This is a genomic window from Bacillus sp. FSL H8-0516 (genome assembly GCF_038635285.1).
GTDB lineage: Bacteria > Bacillota > Bacilli > Bacillales > Bacillaceae > Bacillus > Bacillus safensis.
Genome location: NZ_CP152051.1, coordinates 1,329,384 through 1,346,613 on the forward strand (window position 1 = coordinate 1,329,384; position 17,230 = coordinate 1,346,613).

General features: G+C 41.9%; 15 protein-coding genes. 14 read left to right on the forward strand and 1 reads right to left on the reverse strand.

Annotated elements, in window-relative coordinates:
• Nucleotides 1–98 precede the first annotated feature (98 nt).
• The 4 genes from MHB67_RS06555 to MHB67_RS06570 all read left to right on the forward strand — a co-directional run bounded on the left by MHB67_RS06555 (nucleotide 99) and on the right by MHB67_RS06570 (nucleotide 5,366).
• Entirely contained in the window at nucleotides 99–1,415 is a 1,317-nt protein-coding gene (locus tag MHB67_RS06555; RefSeq protein WP_024424690.1) for a polysaccharide biosynthesis protein, read from the forward strand.
• A 54-nt stretch (nucleotides 1,416–1,469) separates the two neighbouring features.
• The gene (gene stoA, locus MHB67_RS06560) at nucleotides 1,470–1,958 is read left to right on the forward strand and encodes an endospore biogenesis thiol-disulfide oxidoreductase StoA (protein ID WP_122631257.1); all 489 of its coding nucleotides are present in this window, start codon (nucleotides 1,470–1,472) and stop codon (nucleotides 1,956–1,958) included.
• Between the two features lie 289 nt (nucleotides 1,959–2,247).
• Entirely contained in the window at nucleotides 2,248–4,167 is a 1,920-nt protein-coding gene (locus MHB67_RS06565) for a heavy metal translocating P-type ATPase (RefSeq protein WP_342492861.1), read from the forward strand.
• 104 nt (nucleotides 4,168–4,271) lie between these two features.
• Complete coding sequence (locus MHB67_RS06570) at nucleotides 4,272–5,366, forward strand: Xaa-Pro peptidase family protein (protein ID WP_342492862.1); 1,095 nt, start codon at nucleotides 4,272–4,274, stop codon at nucleotides 5,364–5,366.
• Nucleotides 5,367–5,420: 54 nt separating this feature from the next.
• Here the strand turns inward: MHB67_RS06570 and MHB67_RS06575 are convergent, their stop codons facing one another.
• Nucleotides 5,421–5,564: a hypothetical protein gene (locus MHB67_RS06575; protein ID WP_162842493.1), complete on the reverse strand. Its 144-nt coding sequence runs from the start codon at nucleotides 5,562–5,564 to the stop codon at nucleotides 5,421–5,423.
• 93 nt (nucleotides 5,565–5,657) lie between these two features.
• On the opposite strand from MHB67_RS06575, the gene MHB67_RS06580 reads away from it, so the two are divergent.
• The 10 genes from MHB67_RS06580 (at nucleotide 5,658) to MHB67_RS06625 (ending at nucleotide 17,211) form a co-directional block, all read left to right on the forward strand.
• On the forward strand, nucleotides 5,658–6,647 hold the full coding sequence (locus MHB67_RS06580; protein WP_212048324.1) for a LacI family DNA-binding transcriptional regulator: 990 nt from the start codon (nucleotides 5,658–5,660) through the stop codon (nucleotides 6,645–6,647).
• A gap of 55 nt (nucleotides 6,648–6,702) precedes the next feature.
• Nucleotides 6,703–7,557 carry a transcription antiterminator gene (locus tag MHB67_RS06585; RefSeq protein ID WP_024424695.1) on the forward strand — a complete coding sequence of 285 codons (855 nt, stop codon included), beginning with the start codon at nucleotides 6,703–6,705 and terminating at the stop codon, nucleotides 7,555–7,557.
• A gap of 202 nt (nucleotides 7,558–7,759) precedes the next feature.
• Nucleotides 7,760–9,859, forward strand: a complete 2,100-nt coding sequence (gene ptsG, locus MHB67_RS06590; RefSeq protein WP_133743881.1) for a glucose-specific PTS transporter subunit IIBC — start codon at nucleotides 7,760–7,762, stop codon at nucleotides 9,857–9,859.
• Nucleotides 9,860–9,952: 93 nt separating this feature from the next.
• Nucleotides 9,953–10,219: a phosphocarrier protein HPr gene (locus MHB67_RS06595; protein WP_003211078.1), complete on the forward strand. Its 267-nt coding sequence runs from the start codon at nucleotides 9,953–9,955 to the stop codon at nucleotides 10,217–10,219.
• Nucleotides 10,219–11,937 carry a phosphoenolpyruvate--protein phosphotransferase gene (ptsP, locus tag MHB67_RS06600; protein ID WP_024426847.1) on the forward strand — a complete coding sequence of 573 codons (1,719 nt, stop codon included), beginning with the start codon at nucleotides 10,219–10,221 and terminating at the stop codon, nucleotides 11,935–11,937. Before MHB67_RS06595 ends, ptsP begins: the two co-directional genes overlap by 1 nt.
• A gap of 100 nt (nucleotides 11,938–12,037) precedes the next feature.
• Nucleotides 12,038–12,280, forward strand: coding sequence for a transcriptional regulator SplA domain-containing protein (locus MHB67_RS06605; protein ID WP_044331928.1), 243 nt, complete (start codon nucleotides 12,038–12,040; stop codon nucleotides 12,278–12,280).
• 82 nt (nucleotides 12,281–12,362) lie between these two features.
• Entirely contained in the window at nucleotides 12,363–13,391 is a 1,029-nt protein-coding gene (gene splB / locus MHB67_RS06610; RefSeq protein WP_342492863.1) for a spore photoproduct lyase, read from the forward strand.
• A 113-nt stretch (nucleotides 13,392–13,504) separates the two neighbouring features.
• Nucleotides 13,505–15,466, forward strand: coding sequence for a methyl-accepting chemotaxis protein (locus MHB67_RS06615; protein ID WP_073204980.1), 1,962 nt, complete (start codon nucleotides 13,505–13,507; stop codon nucleotides 15,464–15,466).
• Nucleotides 15,467–15,539: 73 nt separating this feature from the next.
• Nucleotides 15,540–16,325 carry an SDR family oxidoreductase gene (locus tag MHB67_RS06620; protein ID WP_024424700.1) on the forward strand — a complete coding sequence of 262 codons (786 nt, stop codon included), beginning with the start codon at nucleotides 15,540–15,542 and terminating at the stop codon, nucleotides 16,323–16,325.
• Nucleotides 16,326–16,338: 13 nt separating this feature from the next.
• Nucleotides 16,339–17,211 carry an NAD(P)-dependent oxidoreductase gene (locus tag MHB67_RS06625; protein ID WP_024426850.1) on the forward strand — a complete coding sequence of 291 codons (873 nt, stop codon included), beginning with the start codon at nucleotides 16,339–16,341 and terminating at the stop codon, nucleotides 17,209–17,211.
• The last annotated feature ends 19 nt before the right edge of the window (nucleotides 17,212–17,230 follow it).

Consider the following 17,230-nt stretch of genomic DNA (forward strand, 5'->3'; position numbering starts at 1 on the left):
CAATGAGATTGCTCTTTTTTGTCTTCAATTATTAAAATATTTTTTGGACTTGTCTCATAGAATGTGAAAAGAATTTGCTTTAGACAAGGGGAGGCTACATGAATCGATTTGTAAAAGGGGTCATTCTGCTATCTGTCGCAGCTTTTATTGCGGAGTGTATAGAGTTTTTAGTCAATATGATTTTAGCGAGAGAGCTTGGAGAACATGGAATGGGTTTATATATGAGTATCCTTCCAATCATCATGCTTGTCCTTGTGATCGCCAGTTTAGAGCTGCCAGTCTCCATTTCTAAATTCATTGCAGAATCACATGAACGTCTCCACAAAAGCATGCTCCGTCATGCCTTTAAAATGACACTTGTGGTGACAAGTACAACAACAGCTATAGCAGCCATTGTACTGCCTTTCATTCCAGTGTTTCAGTCGTATCATCCGCTTATGAAGGGCCTAGTGCTGTCACTTATCCCGATTATTGCGTTTACCTCCATTGCCCGCGGCTATTTTATGGGAAAGCAGCAAATGGGCAGAATTGCTTTAGCCAATATGCTGAAGAAAACGATCCAGCTTATCTGCTTGTTTTTGTTTTTTCATTGGTATTCGTTTGATATTGAAACAGCAGTACTCATCGCCATTGGTGTCATTGTTGCGAGTGATCTTGTTGTCTTTATTTATTTATACTCCCAATACGTCATGGCAAAAAATGCTGTGAATGTCAGGTCTGTTGAATTAAGAGGAAGTGATGTGCGAAAGCGCCTATTAGCCGTTTCCATTCCGACAACGGGCATGCGCATCTTTCATGCGATTGCCAATGCGGTTGAACCATTTTTAATCAAAGGAGCGCTCGTGGCAGCAGGCATTTCTGGAACACTTGCTGTTGATCATTACGGCATGCTGGCTGGTGTCGCAATGTCGATCGGTTTTTTCCCGGCGTTTATCGCTCATTCCATCATGATTGTGATGATTCCGAGTGTCTCTGAAGCCTATGCTTTAGGCCAGTATGATCTTGTGAAAAAACGTGTTAGACAGGCGATTCTCATAACGTTTGGATATGGGGTGCCGGCAGTGATGGTGATGTATTATTTTGCTTACCCGCTCACGCAGCTTTTTTTTGATTCACCGCAAGCTGCTGTCTATTTACAGCTGCTTTGGCCATACTTTTTATGCCATCTGTTTGTGATGCCTTTTCAAGCATGTTTAATCGGAATGGGGCTCATCAAAGATGTGTTCCTACATAATATATGGGTGCATGTCGTCTCTTTTTCTATGGTGTATTTCCTTGGTTCAATTGAAAGCTTGAATATGATGGGGGTCATTTTAGGGATGAACACAGGCATGCTGCTGTTGACTGCGCTGCATTATGCGACGATTTGTAAGGAGCTCGGCGTTTCAATGTTCCTTACATTGAAAAAAGCTTGAATGTCATCATCATCGAGCGGGCAAGCTATAAGAAAACTGGGAAGGAAGATCATGATGAATCGTAAACATCTACCCGCCAGTCTTCTGATGATGAGCGTGCTTCTATTTCTCATGAGCGCAGCAGCAGAAGCAAAAGAGCCTGTGATGGCGCCAAGGATAGAGGCGCCGACATTAAATGGTGACATGCAGATGGTTCCCGAAAAAGGGAAAAAGACCATTTTGCATTTTTGGACAACATGGTGCCCGTCCTGCAAAATGGAGCTGCCCGAATTTGAACAGATTGTGAAAGAAAATCAGAGTGATGTTGACATATTGACCGTGAATTTACTAGGTGCTGAACAAAGTAAACATGCTGTTGCCCAATTTGTGAAAGACAGAAGGTTTACATTCCCGATCATCCTAGATGAACACGGAGAAATGATGAAGAAATATCAAATCATCACCATCCCAACGACCTTTTTGATTAACGAAAAAGGAGAAGTGGTGAAAAATCATGTAGGTCCACTGACAAAAAAACAAATCAAAGAGTGGACAAATTCGTAGAACAAATCCTTTATGTGAAAGAACCAATTCTGTTGGTTCTTTTTTGTGTTCGTTTGCTTTTCATCTGAATACACTGTGCTCAGAAGAAGACGGAACGATCTATATCAATAATGATAATTATTATCAAAAAGAAATTATAATAATTATTAATTGAAAATTGATCAGAACCTGTTATAATGAGTTACAGACCAATAAAAAGCTTGAAATAGCAGAAAATATAGATGGAAAAAGAAACGGGTAACGATTGATAATGTGAAAAAGATTATCAATTAGAGAGGAGAAAACAATCATGAATGAGAATACAGCACTTTACCAAACGACAAATCAAAAGGAATCGAAATGGTCCTTACATAAATGGGCACAGCACGGAGAATTAATTGCAGCAGGAATCTCGGGGATTCTCATTTTAATTGGATGGATTCTAAAGGATCAGAGCATGTGGAGCATTCCTCTTTTCGTCCTAGCATTTGTTATTGGAGGTTTTGCAAAGGCGAAGGAAGGAATTGAAGAAACGATTTCGTCGAAGACCTTGAATGTGGAACTTTTAATGATTTTCGCAGCAATAGGCTCAGCTCTAATCGGCTATTGGGCAGAAGGCGCTATCTTAATTTTTATTTTCTCACTGAGTGGTGCGCTTGAAACGTATACGTCAAATAAAAGCAAGAAAGATTTAACAGCATTAATGAGCATTGCACCAGATGAAGCAACTTTAATTGAAGAAGACGGTACGACCATTCAAATCGCCGCTTCATCATTAACACCAGGTGACCGGATTATGGTTAAAGCTGGGGAACGCATTGCAGCAGATGGTGTCATTTTAAGCGGGAGAACAAGTGTAGATGAATCTGCCCTCACAGGCGAATCTATTCCACAGGAAAAAGGGCAGGGGGAAGACGTATTTGCAGGAACAGTGAATTTAAATGGTTCCTTAACAGTGGAAGTCACGAAACATAATGAAGAAACGTTATTCCATAAAATTATTAAACTTGTTGAATCCGCTCAAGAAAGTGTTTCGCCAAGCCAGGCATTTATCGAAAAATTTGAGGGTGCCTATGTAAAAGGTGTGCTGATCACCGTTGCGGTATTAATGGTTCTGCCTCATTTTGTCCTCGGCTGGAGTATGAGTGAAACCTTCTACCGGGCAATGGTGTTTATGGTCGTTGCTTCACCTTGTGCTCTAGTTGCATCCATCATGCCAGCCGCACTGTCATTGATCTCAAATGGCGCGAGAAATGGGATGCTTGTCAAAGGAAGCGTCTTTTTAGAAAAACTAGGCACAAGCAGTATGATTGCTTTTGATAAAACGGGGACGATTACAAGCGGGAAGCCAGCCGTAGAACAAGTCATCATGACGAAAGGGCAGGATGAATCTGCTTTTTACCAGGCACTCTATCAAATTGAGAGTCAATCAAACCACCCATTAGCGAAAGCAATTTCTGATATGGCAAAAGAGCACCAAACAGAAAGATCAGTCCATGTCACCATTGAAGAAACCTCTGGTTTTGGTGTGAAAGCACAATTAAATGGAGAAACGTGGCGGATTGGGAAGAAAGACTTTGCGGGTAAGGCGTCAATCGACCGCGAGATTGAAGAGACAGGTGATGACCTTTCCGCGCAAGGATACACAGTGGTCTACGTTCAAAAGGATGAAAAAGTTGTTGGCTGTCTTGGCCTTAAGGATCAAATCAGACCTGAAGCCAAAAAAATGATTCAAGAACTAAATGATTTAGGCATCCAAACCGTCATGCTGACAGGAGATCAGCAAAAAACGGCTGAAGCGATTGCGCAGGAAGCCGGCATCCAAACCGTAGTGGCTGAATGTCTTCCAGATGAAAAGGTACATGAGGTCAATCAATTAAAAAAACAAGGTAATTCAATCATCATGGTAGGAGACGGAATCAATGATGCACCAGCGCTTGCCACAGCAGATGTTGGGGTTGCGATGGGCGGAGGCACAGACGTTGCCTTAGAAACAGCGGATCTCATCTTAATGAAGAACAATTTAAATAACCTAACAAAGATGATCCGTCTTTCAAGAAAAATGAATCGAATCATTAAGCAAAACATTATTTTCTCATTAACGGTGATCTGTCTGTTAATTTGTGCGAATTTCTTACAGGTGCTTGATTTGCCTTTTGGTGTCATCGGGCATGAAGGAAGTACGATTTTGGTCATTTTAAATGGTCTGCGTCTGCTTCGTGCATCTTAAATCAATCATCAGGGCGCACTGGATTCATGCCAGTGCGCTTTTGTGCGAAATAAAACAAAAACTGATACAATAGACCAGTAGTAAAACGTGTGAGGAGGATCATGATGAACCGAATGAAGAGCTTGTCTTCTTGGCTTAAGAAAGAAGACATTCAAGGTGCATTTATACATACAAAGGAAAATGTGTTTTATCTATCTGGATACTTCACAGAGCCGCATGAAAGAGTGATGGGGCTGTTTGTGTTCCAAGAGGCAGAACCATTTTTTATTTTGCCTAAAATGGAAGTCGAGCAGGCAAAAAATGCAGGATGGTCCGGCGATATCATTGGATATGAAGATCACGAGAATCCATTTGATTTCATTCAATCAGCGATAGAAAAACGAGGTATTCAAGCGGCGCGTCTTGCGATTGAAAAAGAATCGATTCCGCTTCAAAGAGCAGAAGAGCTCCAAGCTGTTACCGGGGCAGAAACGTTCGTCCGGGCTGAAGATGCGCTCAATCAGCTCAGACTGATTAAAGATGAATCTGAAATTGCTACACTCAAAAAAGCGGCTCAATTGGCAGATGAAGGTGTAAAGATTGGGGTTAACGCCTTAAAAGAAGGAATCACAGAAACAGAAGTGCTCGCTGTCATAGAATATGAACTAAAGAAAAAAGGCATTCAAGGTATGTCCTTTTCAACTATGGTTCTCTTTGGTGAAAAATCAGGCGAGCCTCATGGAAATCCGGGACAGGCAGCCTTAAAAAAAGGTGATTTTGTGTTATTTGACCTTGGCGTCATTGTCGATGGATATTGCTCAGATATCACAAGAACATTCATCTATCAGGAAGCTTCTGAAAAGCAAAAAGACATGTATCAAACCGTCTTAAATGCAGAAATGGCAGCACTTGAAATGAGTAAGCCAGGCGTGAGAATCGGTGATCTTGATTTAAAAGCTCGCGGACTGATCACAGAAGCAGGGTATGGTGAATATTTCCCTCATCGTCTTGGACATGGATTAGGGGTTTCTGTTCATGAATTTCCTTCTATGAGTCAGGCAAATGACGACCTTCTGCAAGAAGGTATGGTGTATACGATTGAACCAGGAATTTATGTGCCAGGAGTCGGCGGCATAAGAATTGAAGATGATGTTCTCATTACGGCAGATGGTCCAGTCACCTTAACCAATTATCCGAAAGAGCTGACGATCATCAAGTAATGAAAAAAATCACGATGAACGTCCAGGTCTTGGAAGTGTCATCGTGATTTTTTATCACTCTTCTCGATCCTTATCAACAAAAAAATCATCAATTGATTGAAACGGTTTGATTTTATGTTCTTTTCCTAAAGGATGTAATGCAAAACGAGCAGAAAACAAAACAGTCATACATAATATAATCCATATGATGAAACCCATCTTGAATTCCCCTTTCCATCCAGTGATTTGTTCAGCTCACATACATCTTAAAGTATGAAACGCTTACCATATCAAGAGAAAGTAGGAGAAAAAATGGCAAACATAAGGGAGATTGCGAAAAGAGCGGGCGTATCTGTGACAACCGTATCACGTGTGTTGAATGAGCATCCTTATGTTAAAGAAGAAAAAAGGGAACGTGTTCTACAAGCGATGAAAGAGCTCAAGTATACGAGAAACATCCAGGCGGTCCATTTAGCGAAGGGCTATTCGAATATGCTTGGCATTGTCCTTCCAAACATTGAACACTCTTATTTCAGCGCTCTCGTCACAGGTATTGCAGAAAAAGCACAGGCGCGCGGCATGCATTTTGCTTTATTTCAAACAGGATATGACCCATTAAAAGAAAAAGAAGCGTTAATGAGTTTAAAAGAGCGCCGTGTAGATGGTTTAATATTTTGTTCAAATGCGTTAAGTGATGGTCACATTTTAAAGTGGCAGGAATCAGGTCCGATTATATTTTGTCATCCTGCACCGCACGATCAATGCTCAACCGTGTCGATTGCGCATGATCAAGCATTTAAAGAAGGCCTGCATCATTTGGCGGCATGCGGCCATCAACGAATTGCGATCGTTCTCGCCAGAACAGAAGGAGCGAATAGCGAGTCGCGACTTCAGGCTTATCAAGACATGATGCAATCGCTCGGGCAGACCATTGATGAGGATTGGATCATCGAAGGGAAGTTATCTCTGCTTGATGGGAAGCAATTATTTGCAGAATGGCAGGAAATGAAAAATCGTCCTACAGCTTTATTCATTACAAATGACGAAGTCTCTGCCGGCTTTTTATTAGAGGCGCAGCGTCATGACATAAAAGTAGGAGAATCACCAGCCATACTCAGCTTTCAAAATAACCAATTGAGTGAGGCTTTGGGGATTTCCAGCATTCATATTCCCCTCAAACAAATGGGACAGGAAGCGTTTGACTTGTTTGACCGGGCATTAAAGGGAGAGAAATCAGAAAAAAGAATGCTGCCATTTTGCCTGATTGAGCGAACAACAACCGTTTTGAAAAACAATCGTTGACGCACGTTTCATCTGTTTTGTACGATAAGAGGGATTGAATAAGAAGGAGGTGGGGATGTTCATGGAATCCTTCACCGTTGATAAAGCGTTAAATAATAATGTCATCATCGCAAGACACCCTTCTTTGGGCGAAGTGGTTCTGATTGGGAAAGGGATCGGCTTCGGTAAAAAATCGGGGGATCTTCTCGATCAAGACGTGTTTGAAAAAATGTTTGTGTTAAAAAACACGAAGGAACAAACAGAATATAAACAGCTGCTTCATCATATTGATGAGAACATGATCGAGCTTGCCAATGACGTCATTTATCATATACGAGAAAAAATGGGACAACGATTGAATGAGCATATACATGTTGCACTGACCGACCATATTGCGTTTAGTTTTAAGCGGGTGCAGCAAGGCTATGATATCACGAACCCTTTTATGCTTGAGACGCAATCGCTTTACCCGAAAGAATACGAGGTTGCAAAGGAAGTCGTTGAACTGATTAACGAGCGGCCAGATGTCGAAACGAAGCTGCCAGAAGGAGAAATTGGCTTTATAGCGCTCCATATCCATTCAGCTTTGACGAATCGGCCATTATCTGAAGTGAACCGTCATTCGCAGCTCATTACACAAATGGTCCAAGTCATTGAAGATTCATTTCATATGAAAGTAGACAGAGAAAGTATTCATTATTTACGCCTATTACGCCATATTACGTTTTCAATTGAGCGTATTAAACGGGGAGAATCATTAGAGGAGCCAGAAAAATTGCTTCATCTATTGAAAAATGAATATCCTTTATGCTACAATACTGCTTGGAAAATGATCAAAATTTTGCAGCATGCATTGAAAAAGCCTGTACAGGATGCTGAGGCCGTCTACCTGACACTTCATCTGTACAGATTGACAAATAAAATTTCATAGTTTCCTTGAAACGTGTAACTGATTCGATCAGGCATGAGTGACTTAAGGTAAATACAGGATAAGATCCTGTTATTTGCGCAACCTTATATCACCATGCCTTTTTTTGCGTTTGAAATTGAAATGTAAACGGTTAATTATGAAATGTACGTCAGGGAGCATCCCAAATGTATGTTGTAAGCGAAAACAAAAGGAGGTTCAACCAGTGTTTAAATCACTTTTTGGTGTGTTGCAAAAAATTGGACGAGCACTCATGCTTCCAGTTGCGATCCTTCCTGCTGCTGGTATTTTACTGGCACTTGGGAATGCGATGCAAAATCCGCAGCTGATTGATGTAGCTCAATTTTTAAGCAATGATACAATTCAGCTTGTTGCAAGTGTCATGGAGAATGCGGGGAACATCGTCTTCTCGAATCTTCCGCTATTATTTGCTGTAGGGGTTGCCATCGGTCTTGCCAATGGAGACGGAGTGGCAGGGATTGCCGCTATCATCGGTTACCTTGTCATGAACGTCACGATGAGTGCCGTATTAATGGCTAACGGATCTATTCCATCCGATTCACTCAAACTGGCCCAGTTCTTCAAGGAAAGCCATCCAGCATATATTAATATGCTCGGCATACCGACCTTGTCTACCGGCGTTTTTGGCGGGATTATCGTTGGGGTATTAGCAGCTTATATGTATAATAAATTTTACAAAATTGAGCTACCGCAATATCTTGGCTTCTTTGCTGGTAAGCGTTTTGTTCCAATCGTTACTTCTATTTCAGCACTTATTTTAGGGCTATTGATGCTAGTCATTTGGCCGCCAATCCAAGGTGCACTGAACTCATTTTCAACAGGACTGCTCGCAGCGAATGAGCCGCTGGCTGCCTTTGTATTCGGTGTCATTGAACGATCATTAATTCCGTTTGGTCTGCACCACATTTTCTACTCACCATTCTGGTATGAGTTCTTTAGCTACAAGAGCTTATCAGGAGAGCTTGTCCGTGGTGACCAGCGTATTTTCATGGCGCAAATCAAAGATGGTGTTCAGCTGACAGCTGGTACATTCATGACAGGGAAATATCCGTTCATGATGTTCGGTCTTCCAGCAGCAGCACTTGCGATTTACCATGAAGCAAAACCAAAGAATAAAAAGCTAGTAGCAGGAATTATGGGATCAGCGGCCCTTACTTCTTTCCTTACAGGGATCACTGAACCGCTTGAATTCTCATTCTTGTTTGTTGCACCAGTATTATTTGCGATTCACTGTGTATTCGCTGGATTATCCTTTATGATAATGGATATTCTAAACGTGAAAATCGGGATGACCTTCTCAGGAGGGTTAATCGACTTCTTCCTATTTGGTATCCTGCCAAATAGAACTGCTTGGTGGCTCGTCATTCCAGTAGGTCTCGTACTTGCTGTCATTTACTACTTCGGATTTAGATTTGCCATTCGCAAATTTAATCTGAAAACACCTGGCCGCGAGGATGAAGCAGCAGACGGAGCAAGTGAGGCGAAGTCTGAAAAAGGGAATGACTTGCCTTATGAAATCCTTGAAGCAATGGGTGATCAAGAAAACATTAAGCACCTGGATGCTTGTATCACGCGTTTACGTGTCACTGTGAATGATCAGAAGAAAGTGGATAAAGACCGTTTGAAAAAGCTTGGCGCTTCTGGTGTTCTCGAAGTAGGGAACAACATCCAGGCCATTTTCGGCCCGCGCTCTGATAACTTAAAAACACAAATGCAGGACATCATTGCAGGCCGCACGCCTCGTCCAGCGAAAGACCCTTCTGCAAAAGAAGAAGTCAGCCAGCAGGTCGAAGAAGTTATTGCAAAGCCGCTTCAAAATGAGCAAGGGGAAGAAATTTTTGCTTCACCAATTACAGGGGAGCTTCATCCAATTACAGATGTACCAGATCAAGTATTCTCAGGGAAAATGATGGGTGACGGTTTCGCCATCTTGCCAACAGATGGAACGGTTGTTTCACCGGTAAGAGGGAAGATCTTAAATGTGTTCCCGACGAAACACGCCATTGGCCTGCAGTCTGATGGTGGACTTGAAATTTTGATCCACTTCGGAATTGATACGGTCGGCCTCAAAGGAGAAGGATTTGAAGCATTTGTACAAGAGGGAGATCAAGTAGAAATCGGTCAAAAACTTTTAGAGGTTGATATTGATAAAATTAAGTCTGAAGTACCATCTTTGATGACTCCAATTGTATTTACCAACTTAAGTGAAGGACAATATATTGACCTTCAAGCATCCGGTGAAATCAAGGCTGGACAAGAAAACATCATGAAAATTTCAAAATAATTTTCATAACTGCCGTTCTTGTTAGATGACAAGCTCGGCAGTATGATATAATATTGTGGATGTATTAATTGTATAAAAAGGAGATTGATAAAAATGGCTCAACAAACATTCAAAGTAACTGCAGATTCTGGAATTCACGCACGTCCTGCAACAGTTCTTGTACAAACTGCTAGTAAATATGATGCTGATATCAACTTAGAATATAATGGTAAAACAGTGAACCTGAAATCTATTATGGGTGTAATGTCTCTAGGAATTGCGAAAGGTGCTACAATCACAATCTCTGCTTCTGGTTCTGATGAAAACGATGCACTTGCTGCGCTTAAAGACACAATGAAAAGTGAAGGCCTAGGCGAGTAATGCAACAACTGAAAGGAATCGGTGCTTCAGCAGGCGTTGCGATTGCAAAAGCGTATCGTCTGGAAGAACCAGATTTAACAGTTCACCAAAAAGACATCAATGATCCAGAGACAGAAGTGAAGCGTTTTGAAGAAGCAATTCATGTTTCTAAACAAGAACTTGAAGCAATTAAAGAACATGCGCTAAAAGAGCTTGGCCAAGACAAAGCAGATATCTTTTCTGCCCACCTTCTTGTGTTAAGTGATCCTGAACTGCTAAACCCAGTAAAGGATAAAATCAAATCTGATAAAGTAAATGCTGAGTTTGCTTTAAAAGAAACAGCGACAATGTTTGTCACAATGTTCGAAGCAATGGACAATGAATACATGAAGGAACGTGCAGCGGATATTCGCGACGTAACGAAACGTGTGACTGGCCATTTGCTAGGCGTTGACATTCCAAACCCAAGCATGATTTCTGAAGAAGTCATCATCATTGCTGAAGATTTAACACCTTCTGATACTGCTCAGCTGAACAGACAATTTGTCAAAGGCTTTGCAACAGATATCGGCGGTCGTACTTCTCACTCAGCGATCATGGCAAGATCTATGGAGATTCCAGCAGTTGTTGGGACAAAAGAAGCAACAAAAACGGTGAAAAACGATGATCTGATCATTGTGGATGGTATTAGCGGCGACGTCATCATTCAGCCTTCTGAAGATGAAGTGAAAGCGTATCAAAAAAAGCATGAAGACTACTTAGCTCAAAAAGCGGAATGGGCGAAACTTGTTGACCAGCCAACGGTTACAAAAGACGGCGTTCACGTAGAGCTAGCTGCAAATATCGGAACACCTGAAGATGTAAAAGGTGTACTTGAAAATGGCGGCGAAGCAGTCGGATTGTACCGTACTGAATTTTTATACATGGGCAGAGACCAGCTTCCTACAGAAGAAGAGCAGTTCGATGCGTATAAAACAGTTTTAGAGAAGATGGAAGGGAAAGCAGTGGTTGTCCGCACACTAGATATTGGTGGCGATAAAGAACTCCCTTACTTGCAGCTTCCAAAAGAAATGAACCCGTTCCTTGGCTATAGAGCCATTCGCCTTTGCCTGGAAGAGCAGGAGATTTTCAGAACACAACTACGCGCCTTACTTCGTGCAAGTACATATGGAAACTTGAAAATCATGTTCCCTATGATCGCGACGTTATCAGAATTTAGAGAAGCAAAAGCCATTTTACTTGAAGAAAAAGAAGCATTGGTTGCCGCTGGTACAGACGTTTCTGATTCCATTGAAATCGGAATGATGGTAGAAATTCCATCAACAGCTGTCATCGCAGACCAATTTGCAAAAGAAGTAGATTTCTTCAGTATTGGAACGAATGATTTGATTCAATACACAATGGCTGCTGATCGAATGAACGAACGAGTGTCTTACCTTTATCAGCCTTACAACCCAGCGATTTTACGTCTTATTACGCTTGTGATCGAAGCAGCGCATAAAGAGGGTAAATGGGTCGGTATGTGCGGTGAGATGGCAGGAGATGAAATCGCAATCCCGCTTCTACTTGGATTAGGATTAGATGAATTCTCAATGAGTGCAACATCCATTCTTCCAGCTAGAACGCAGCTAAGCAAGCTTTCTAAAGAAGAAGCTGCATCATTTAAAGAGCATATTTTATCACTTAGCACAACAGAAGAAGTGGTTGATTTCGTCAAGAAGACGTTTCAACAGAACTAAGTGAATGAAAACCAGACAGGTGAAACTGTCTGGTTTTTTTGTCGAATTTTATCATATTGAGTCATATTGGGCAGTGAGAAGGGCACCCTATAATTAAAAAATGGAGGTGACCAGATTGCCTTTCTCAGACTACAAACCGGGTGATCAAGTATATGTGATTTATCGAAATCCACATGCTGCAAACGTAGCACAAATTAAAGAAGCAGAAATTGTTTCACATCCATACAACGAAGAAGAGCTTGCCCTCTTTTTACTTGAAACGTATCATCCACTAGCACCTGATGATGCTGTGTTTCCAACATATGAAGAAGCAGAAGCTCTTTATCAAGACTTGTTTGAATAAGGGAGATTTTAGAAAGGATAAAAGCCATCCTGTGCGGTTAAAGTAACGGTATGAAAACCTTAAAGGTAAGGATGTGCTTAATATGATCAAACCTTTCGTTCCCCAGCTTGTTTACATTGAACCCCGGGCGTTAGAGTACCCGTTAGGACGAGAGCTGAAGGAAAAGTTTGCGGGGATGGGAATCGAAATAAGAGAAACGACTTCACACAACCAGGTCAGAAATATTCCGGGAAAAAATGACTTGCAAAAGTATCGTAATGCGAAGTCAACGCTTGTCATTGGTGTGAGAAAGACATTGAAGTTTGACTCGTCTAAACCATCTGCAGAGTATGCGATCCCATTTGCAACAGGATGTATGGGACATTGTCATTATTGCTATTTGCAAACAACAATGGGAAGTAAGCCGTACATTCGAACGTACGTCAATGTAGAAGAAATATTAGATCAGGCAGAGCAATACATGAACGAGCGGGCGCCGGATATCACGAGATTTGAAGCATCATGTACTTCAGACATCGTAGGAATTGACCATTTGACACATACACTCAAACGAGCGATTGAATACTTTGGGCAGACCGACTTAGGAAAGCTTCGCTTTGTCACGAAGTTCCATCATGTTGATCATCTGTTAGACGCAAAGCATAATGGCCGGACAAGATTCCGTTTTAGTATCAATGCCGATTATGTCATTAAATATTTTGAGCCCGGCACATCACCGCTAGATCAGCGGATTGAAGCGGCTGTAAAGGTCGCAAAGGCAGGCTATCCTCTAGGCTTTATTGTTGCTCCAATCTACATCCATGAAGGCTGGCAGGAAGGATATAAAGTTCTATTCGAAAAGCTTGATGCAGCTCTTCCTGAAGATGTGAGAGACGATATCACTTTTGAGATGATTCAGCATCGCTTTACAAAACCAGCAAAGCGTGTGATTCAAAAAAACTACCCAAAATCAAAATTAGAGTTGGATGAAGAAAAAAGAAGGTACAAGTGGGGAAGATATGGAATAGGAAAATATATCTATCAAAAAAATGAGGAACAAGAACTAAGAGAGACTTTAGAGTCATATATAGATCAGTACTTTCCTTCTGCAAAAATTGAATATTTTACTTGAAACAAGCCTATACGGCTTGTTTTTTCTATTTAAATTTTCTTACAACTATTGAATGCGGTATCATTTTGTCGATATATAAATTAAGGTGTGAAAGTAGATGTAGGGGTGATGAGATGTTTAAGAAACTTCAAGTGAGAATAGCTGTTTTCATCTCAGTTATTTTAATTTTAACCGTCGTGGCTGTTCAAGTGGGTTCTAACTTAGTGTTAAGACCACTGATTGAACGAGATGCAAAAACCACCGCAGCAGCAACGGCAGAAAGCATGAAAGACATTATTACAGAAAAGCTTGATAATTACGGCAATACAATTAATAAACTCGCAACAAGTACAATGACTGAAGAATTTGCGCGAAAACAAACCAAGCAAACATTGGCTTTTGAAAACGATGAACTAAAAAACATGCAGGAACAGGATAAGCTCATTTCGTTTGCCTATATTGGAACAAGTGACGGAAAAATGTTCGGCTTTCCGGAGTTCGATCTTGGCGAAGGATATGATCCATCGAAACAAGGCTGGTTTAAACAAGCAGCAGAAAAGCCTGAACAGGTCGTTTGGACAGATCCATATGTCGATGAAGCAACGAAAAAAGTGATTGTCTCAGCCACGAAGGCGATTGTCAAAAATGGAAAAGTCATTGGGGTCGCTGGACTTGATTTGAAGCTGTCCTCTATTCAAACGTATATAAATGAACAAGAGATTCCTTATAAGGGGACCGCTTTCTTAGTTGATGGCACAGGCACCCTTTTGGCGCATCCAACAGAGCAAGGAAAAAACATATCAAAGGTCCCTTCTGTGAAAAAAGCGCTTGACAACTCAGGTGTTGATGACAGCAAAGAACTGACGGTCCTATCTAAAATCAAAGAAGCCGATTGGACGGTTGGTGTCAGCTTTGAGAAAAGTAAACTGCTTTGGATCACAGAACAAATGAATCAGACAAGTATCATTATATCCGTCATTGCCATTATTCTTGCGATAATCCTCAGCTTCTTATTGGCAAGAAGCATTACAACGCCAATCAAGCGTCTAATAGAGCATGTGCGTAAGGTGTCAGAAGGCGATTTAACAAGTACGCTTGCAGTGAAATCCCAAGATGAAATTGGTTCCCTCACGAAAAGCATTAATCAAATGACCGAGGATGTCAGGGAGTTAATTGAAAAAGTGAAAGGGGCTTCAGATCAAGTTGTGAAATCAGCGGATGAAGTGACCCACATTTCAAATGAGACTTTGCTGTCTAGCGAACAGATTGCAACGGCCATTCAAGAGGTGGCAACAGGAGCGACTAAGCAGGCATCAGATGCAGAAACGATTAATGAAAAATCAGAGTATTTGTATGAGAAAGTGCGCCATATGGGTGAGCTGGCTTCACAAATGCAAGCCAACTCAAAATCATCTGAAGATGCAAGCTATAAAGGGCTTGACGCACTTGGTTTGCTCGTCCAAAAATCAACACAAGCGAGTGAAGAATCGAAAAAGGTTGAGCAAATGCTGCTAGACCTTGAGCATAAAACGAAAAATATTGAAAATGTCGTGACCGCCATCTCTGAAATCTCGGATCAAACGAATTTACTTGCACTGAATGCAAGCATTGAAGCAGCGAGAGCAGGAGAAAGCGGACGAGGGTTTGCTGTAGTTGCAGAAGAAGTGAGAAAGCTTGCTGAACAATCTGCGCAGTCAACAAAACACATTAGTGAAACCGTCAAACTTATTCAAGATGAATCGAAGAAGGCGGCTGAAGCGATGACAACAGCAAGTAAAATGAATGAGGAACAAGGTGCCGCCATCAATGCAACAGGTGAGGCTCTCAGCAGCATCACAATGGAAATGCAGGCACTTGTCGGTTCAATCGACAGCATTCATACACAGATTAATGAAATGACAGAAGAACAGCAGAAGATGAGTGACTCCATTCAAAGTATTGCTGCCATTTCAGAAGAATCAGCTGCCTCAGCTGAGGAAGTGCATGCGTCTACAGATGAACAAGTTCAAGTGTTAGAAAGAACGAAAACCTCAACTGAAATGCTGAACGAATCAAGCCAGGCACTGCGTCAGGCGGTCGACCGATTTAAGGTGTAATGAGCGGAAAGGAACCTTGCGATGTGAGCAAGGTTCTTTTTGTATGATAAAATAAACTAGAGGAGGTGTTGACATGGATGTCAATCTAACTGGAAAAAAAGCATTGGTAGCTGCAAGCAGTCAAGGTATCGGAAAAGCGATTGCCTTTGCTCTAGCAAAAGAGGGAGCAGATGTGATGCTCTCGGGAAGACATGAACAAAAGCTGAAGGAAACAGTCAATGAGCTGTCTCCGCTTGTCAAAGGACAGCTGACTTATCAAGTATGTGATGTATCTGACGCCGGGCAAATCAAGGCGCTTGTTCAAGCGGCGGCTGGTGATGAGAAGTGTCTAGACATTCTTGTGAACAATACAGGCGGGCCTAAAACAGGAACGCTCGACACCTTAACAGATGAAGATTGGATCGAATCATTTCAGCTTCATTTACTCAGCTATATTCGATTATTAAAAGAGGCATTGCCTTATTTGAAAAAACGCGGCGCACGTGTGTTAAATATTGCGTCAATGTCAGTGAAAGAACCGATCCCGGGCTTGATGCTGTCGAATACATTTAGACCGGCCATAGCCGGATGGACAAAAACAGCCGCTCTGGAGTTTGCAAAGGATGGTATTTTGATCAATACGTTAGCACCGGGAAAAATTGAAACAGACCGTGTGAAACAGCTGGAGAAGCACCGCGCACAAAGAGAGAATCGGACGGTTGAAGAAATCAAAGCACAGGCTGAACGCGCGATCCCGCTTGGCCGTTACGGCCAGCCAGAGGAATTTGCAGCATATGCAGTGTTTCTTTTATCAGAAGCCAATACATATATGACAGGTCAAACACTGATCATTGATGGTGGATTGACAAAGTCTCTTTAAGGAGGAACAAGTGATGGCACAAATCAAAACAGTTGGTTTTATAGGAATCGGTGTAATGGGTCGCAGTATGGCAGGACATTTAATGGATGCAGGCTATGAAGTGATCGTTTATACAAGAACGAAAGCAAAAGCAGACGCATTGATTCAAAAAGGCGCATCATGGAAGCCGGCAGTAAAGGAGATTGCAGAAAGTGCAGATGCCGTCATTACAATGGTGGGATATCCATCTGATGTAGAAGAGATCTATTTAGGTGAAGATGGGCTTGTGGCACATGCCGCGCCAGGTACATATCTCATTGATATGACGACATCGAAGCCTCAGCTTGCAAAAGAAATTGAGTTGAAAGCGAAGGAAAGAGGTATATTTACATTAGATGCACCTGTATCAGGCGGAGACATAGGAGCCAAAAATGGCACGCTGGCCATTATGATCGGCGGAGAAAGGTCAGCCTATGAAGCCTGTCTGCCGCTATTTGAGCAAATGGGTGAAAACATTCAATATCAAGGACCGGCAGGAAGCGGTCAGCATACAAAAATGTGTAACCAAATTGCCATTGCAGCGGGAATGGTCGGTGTCGCAGAGGCAATGGCCTATGCCGAAAAATCAGGGCTTGATCCAGAGCAGGTGCTCAAAAGCATCACAACAGGTGCAGCCGGCAGCTGGTCTTTGTCAAACCTTGCACCAAGAATGCTGAAAGGCGATTTCGAGCCAGGGTTTTATGTGAAGCATTTTATCAAAGATATGGGCATTGCACTTGAAGAAGCAGAGCTGATGGGGGAAGAAATGCCAGGGCTCTCACTTGCGAAGTCTCTTTATGAAAAGCTGAGCGAACAGGGCGAAGAAAACAGCGGGACCCAGAGCATCTATAAATTATGGGTCAAATAGTTTGCAGCACCCTCAAAAC

What these genes read in the sequence shown, in the direction of transcription:
- MHB67_RS06555 (WP_024424690.1), top strand. Translation starts at nt 99, where the DNA reads ATGAATCGATTTGTAAAAGGGGTCATTCTGCTATCTGTCGCAGCTTTT.
- MHB67_RS06615 (WP_073204980.1), top strand. Translation starts at nt 13,505, where the DNA reads ATGTTTAAGAAACTTCAAGTGAGAATAGCTGTTTTCATCTCAGTTATT.
- MHB67_RS06575 (WP_162842493.1), bottom strand. Translation starts at nt 5,564, where the DNA reads ATGGGTTTCATCATATGGATTATATTATGTATGACTGTTTTGTTTTCT.
- MHB67_RS06625 (WP_024426850.1), top strand. Translation starts at nt 16,339, where the DNA reads ATGGCACAAATCAAAACAGTTGGTTTTATAGGAATCGGTGTAATGGGT.
- ptsP (WP_024426847.1), top strand. Translation starts at nt 10,219, where the DNA reads ATGCAACAACTGAAAGGAATCGGTGCTTCAGCAGGCGTTGCGATTGCA.
- stoA (WP_122631257.1), top strand. Translation starts at nt 1,470, where the DNA reads ATGAATCGTAAACATCTACCCGCCAGTCTTCTGATGATGAGCGTGCTT.
- MHB67_RS06585 (WP_024424695.1), top strand. Translation starts at nt 6,703, where the DNA reads ATGTTCATGGAATCCTTCACCGTTGATAAAGCGTTAAATAATAATGTC.
- MHB67_RS06565 (WP_342492861.1), top strand. Translation starts at nt 2,248, where the DNA reads ATGAATGAGAATACAGCACTTTACCAAACGACAAATCAAAAGGAATCG.
- MHB67_RS06620 (WP_024424700.1), top strand. Translation starts at nt 15,540, where the DNA reads ATGGATGTCAATCTAACTGGAAAAAAAGCATTGGTAGCTGCAAGCAGT.
- MHB67_RS06570 (WP_342492862.1), top strand. Translation starts at nt 4,272, where the DNA reads ATGAACCGAATGAAGAGCTTGTCTTCTTGGCTTAAGAAAGAAGACATT.
- MHB67_RS06580 (WP_212048324.1), top strand. Translation starts at nt 5,658, where the DNA reads ATGGCAAACATAAGGGAGATTGCGAAAAGAGCGGGCGTATCTGTGACA.
- splB (WP_342492863.1), top strand. Translation starts at nt 12,363, where the DNA reads ATGATCAAACCTTTCGTTCCCCAGCTTGTTTACATTGAACCCCGGGCG.
- MHB67_RS06595 (WP_003211078.1), top strand. Translation starts at nt 9,953, where the DNA reads ATGGCTCAACAAACATTCAAAGTAACTGCAGATTCTGGAATTCACGCA.
- MHB67_RS06605 (WP_044331928.1), top strand. Translation starts at nt 12,038, where the DNA reads ATGGAGGTGACCAGATTGCCTTTCTCAGACTACAAACCGGGTGATCAA.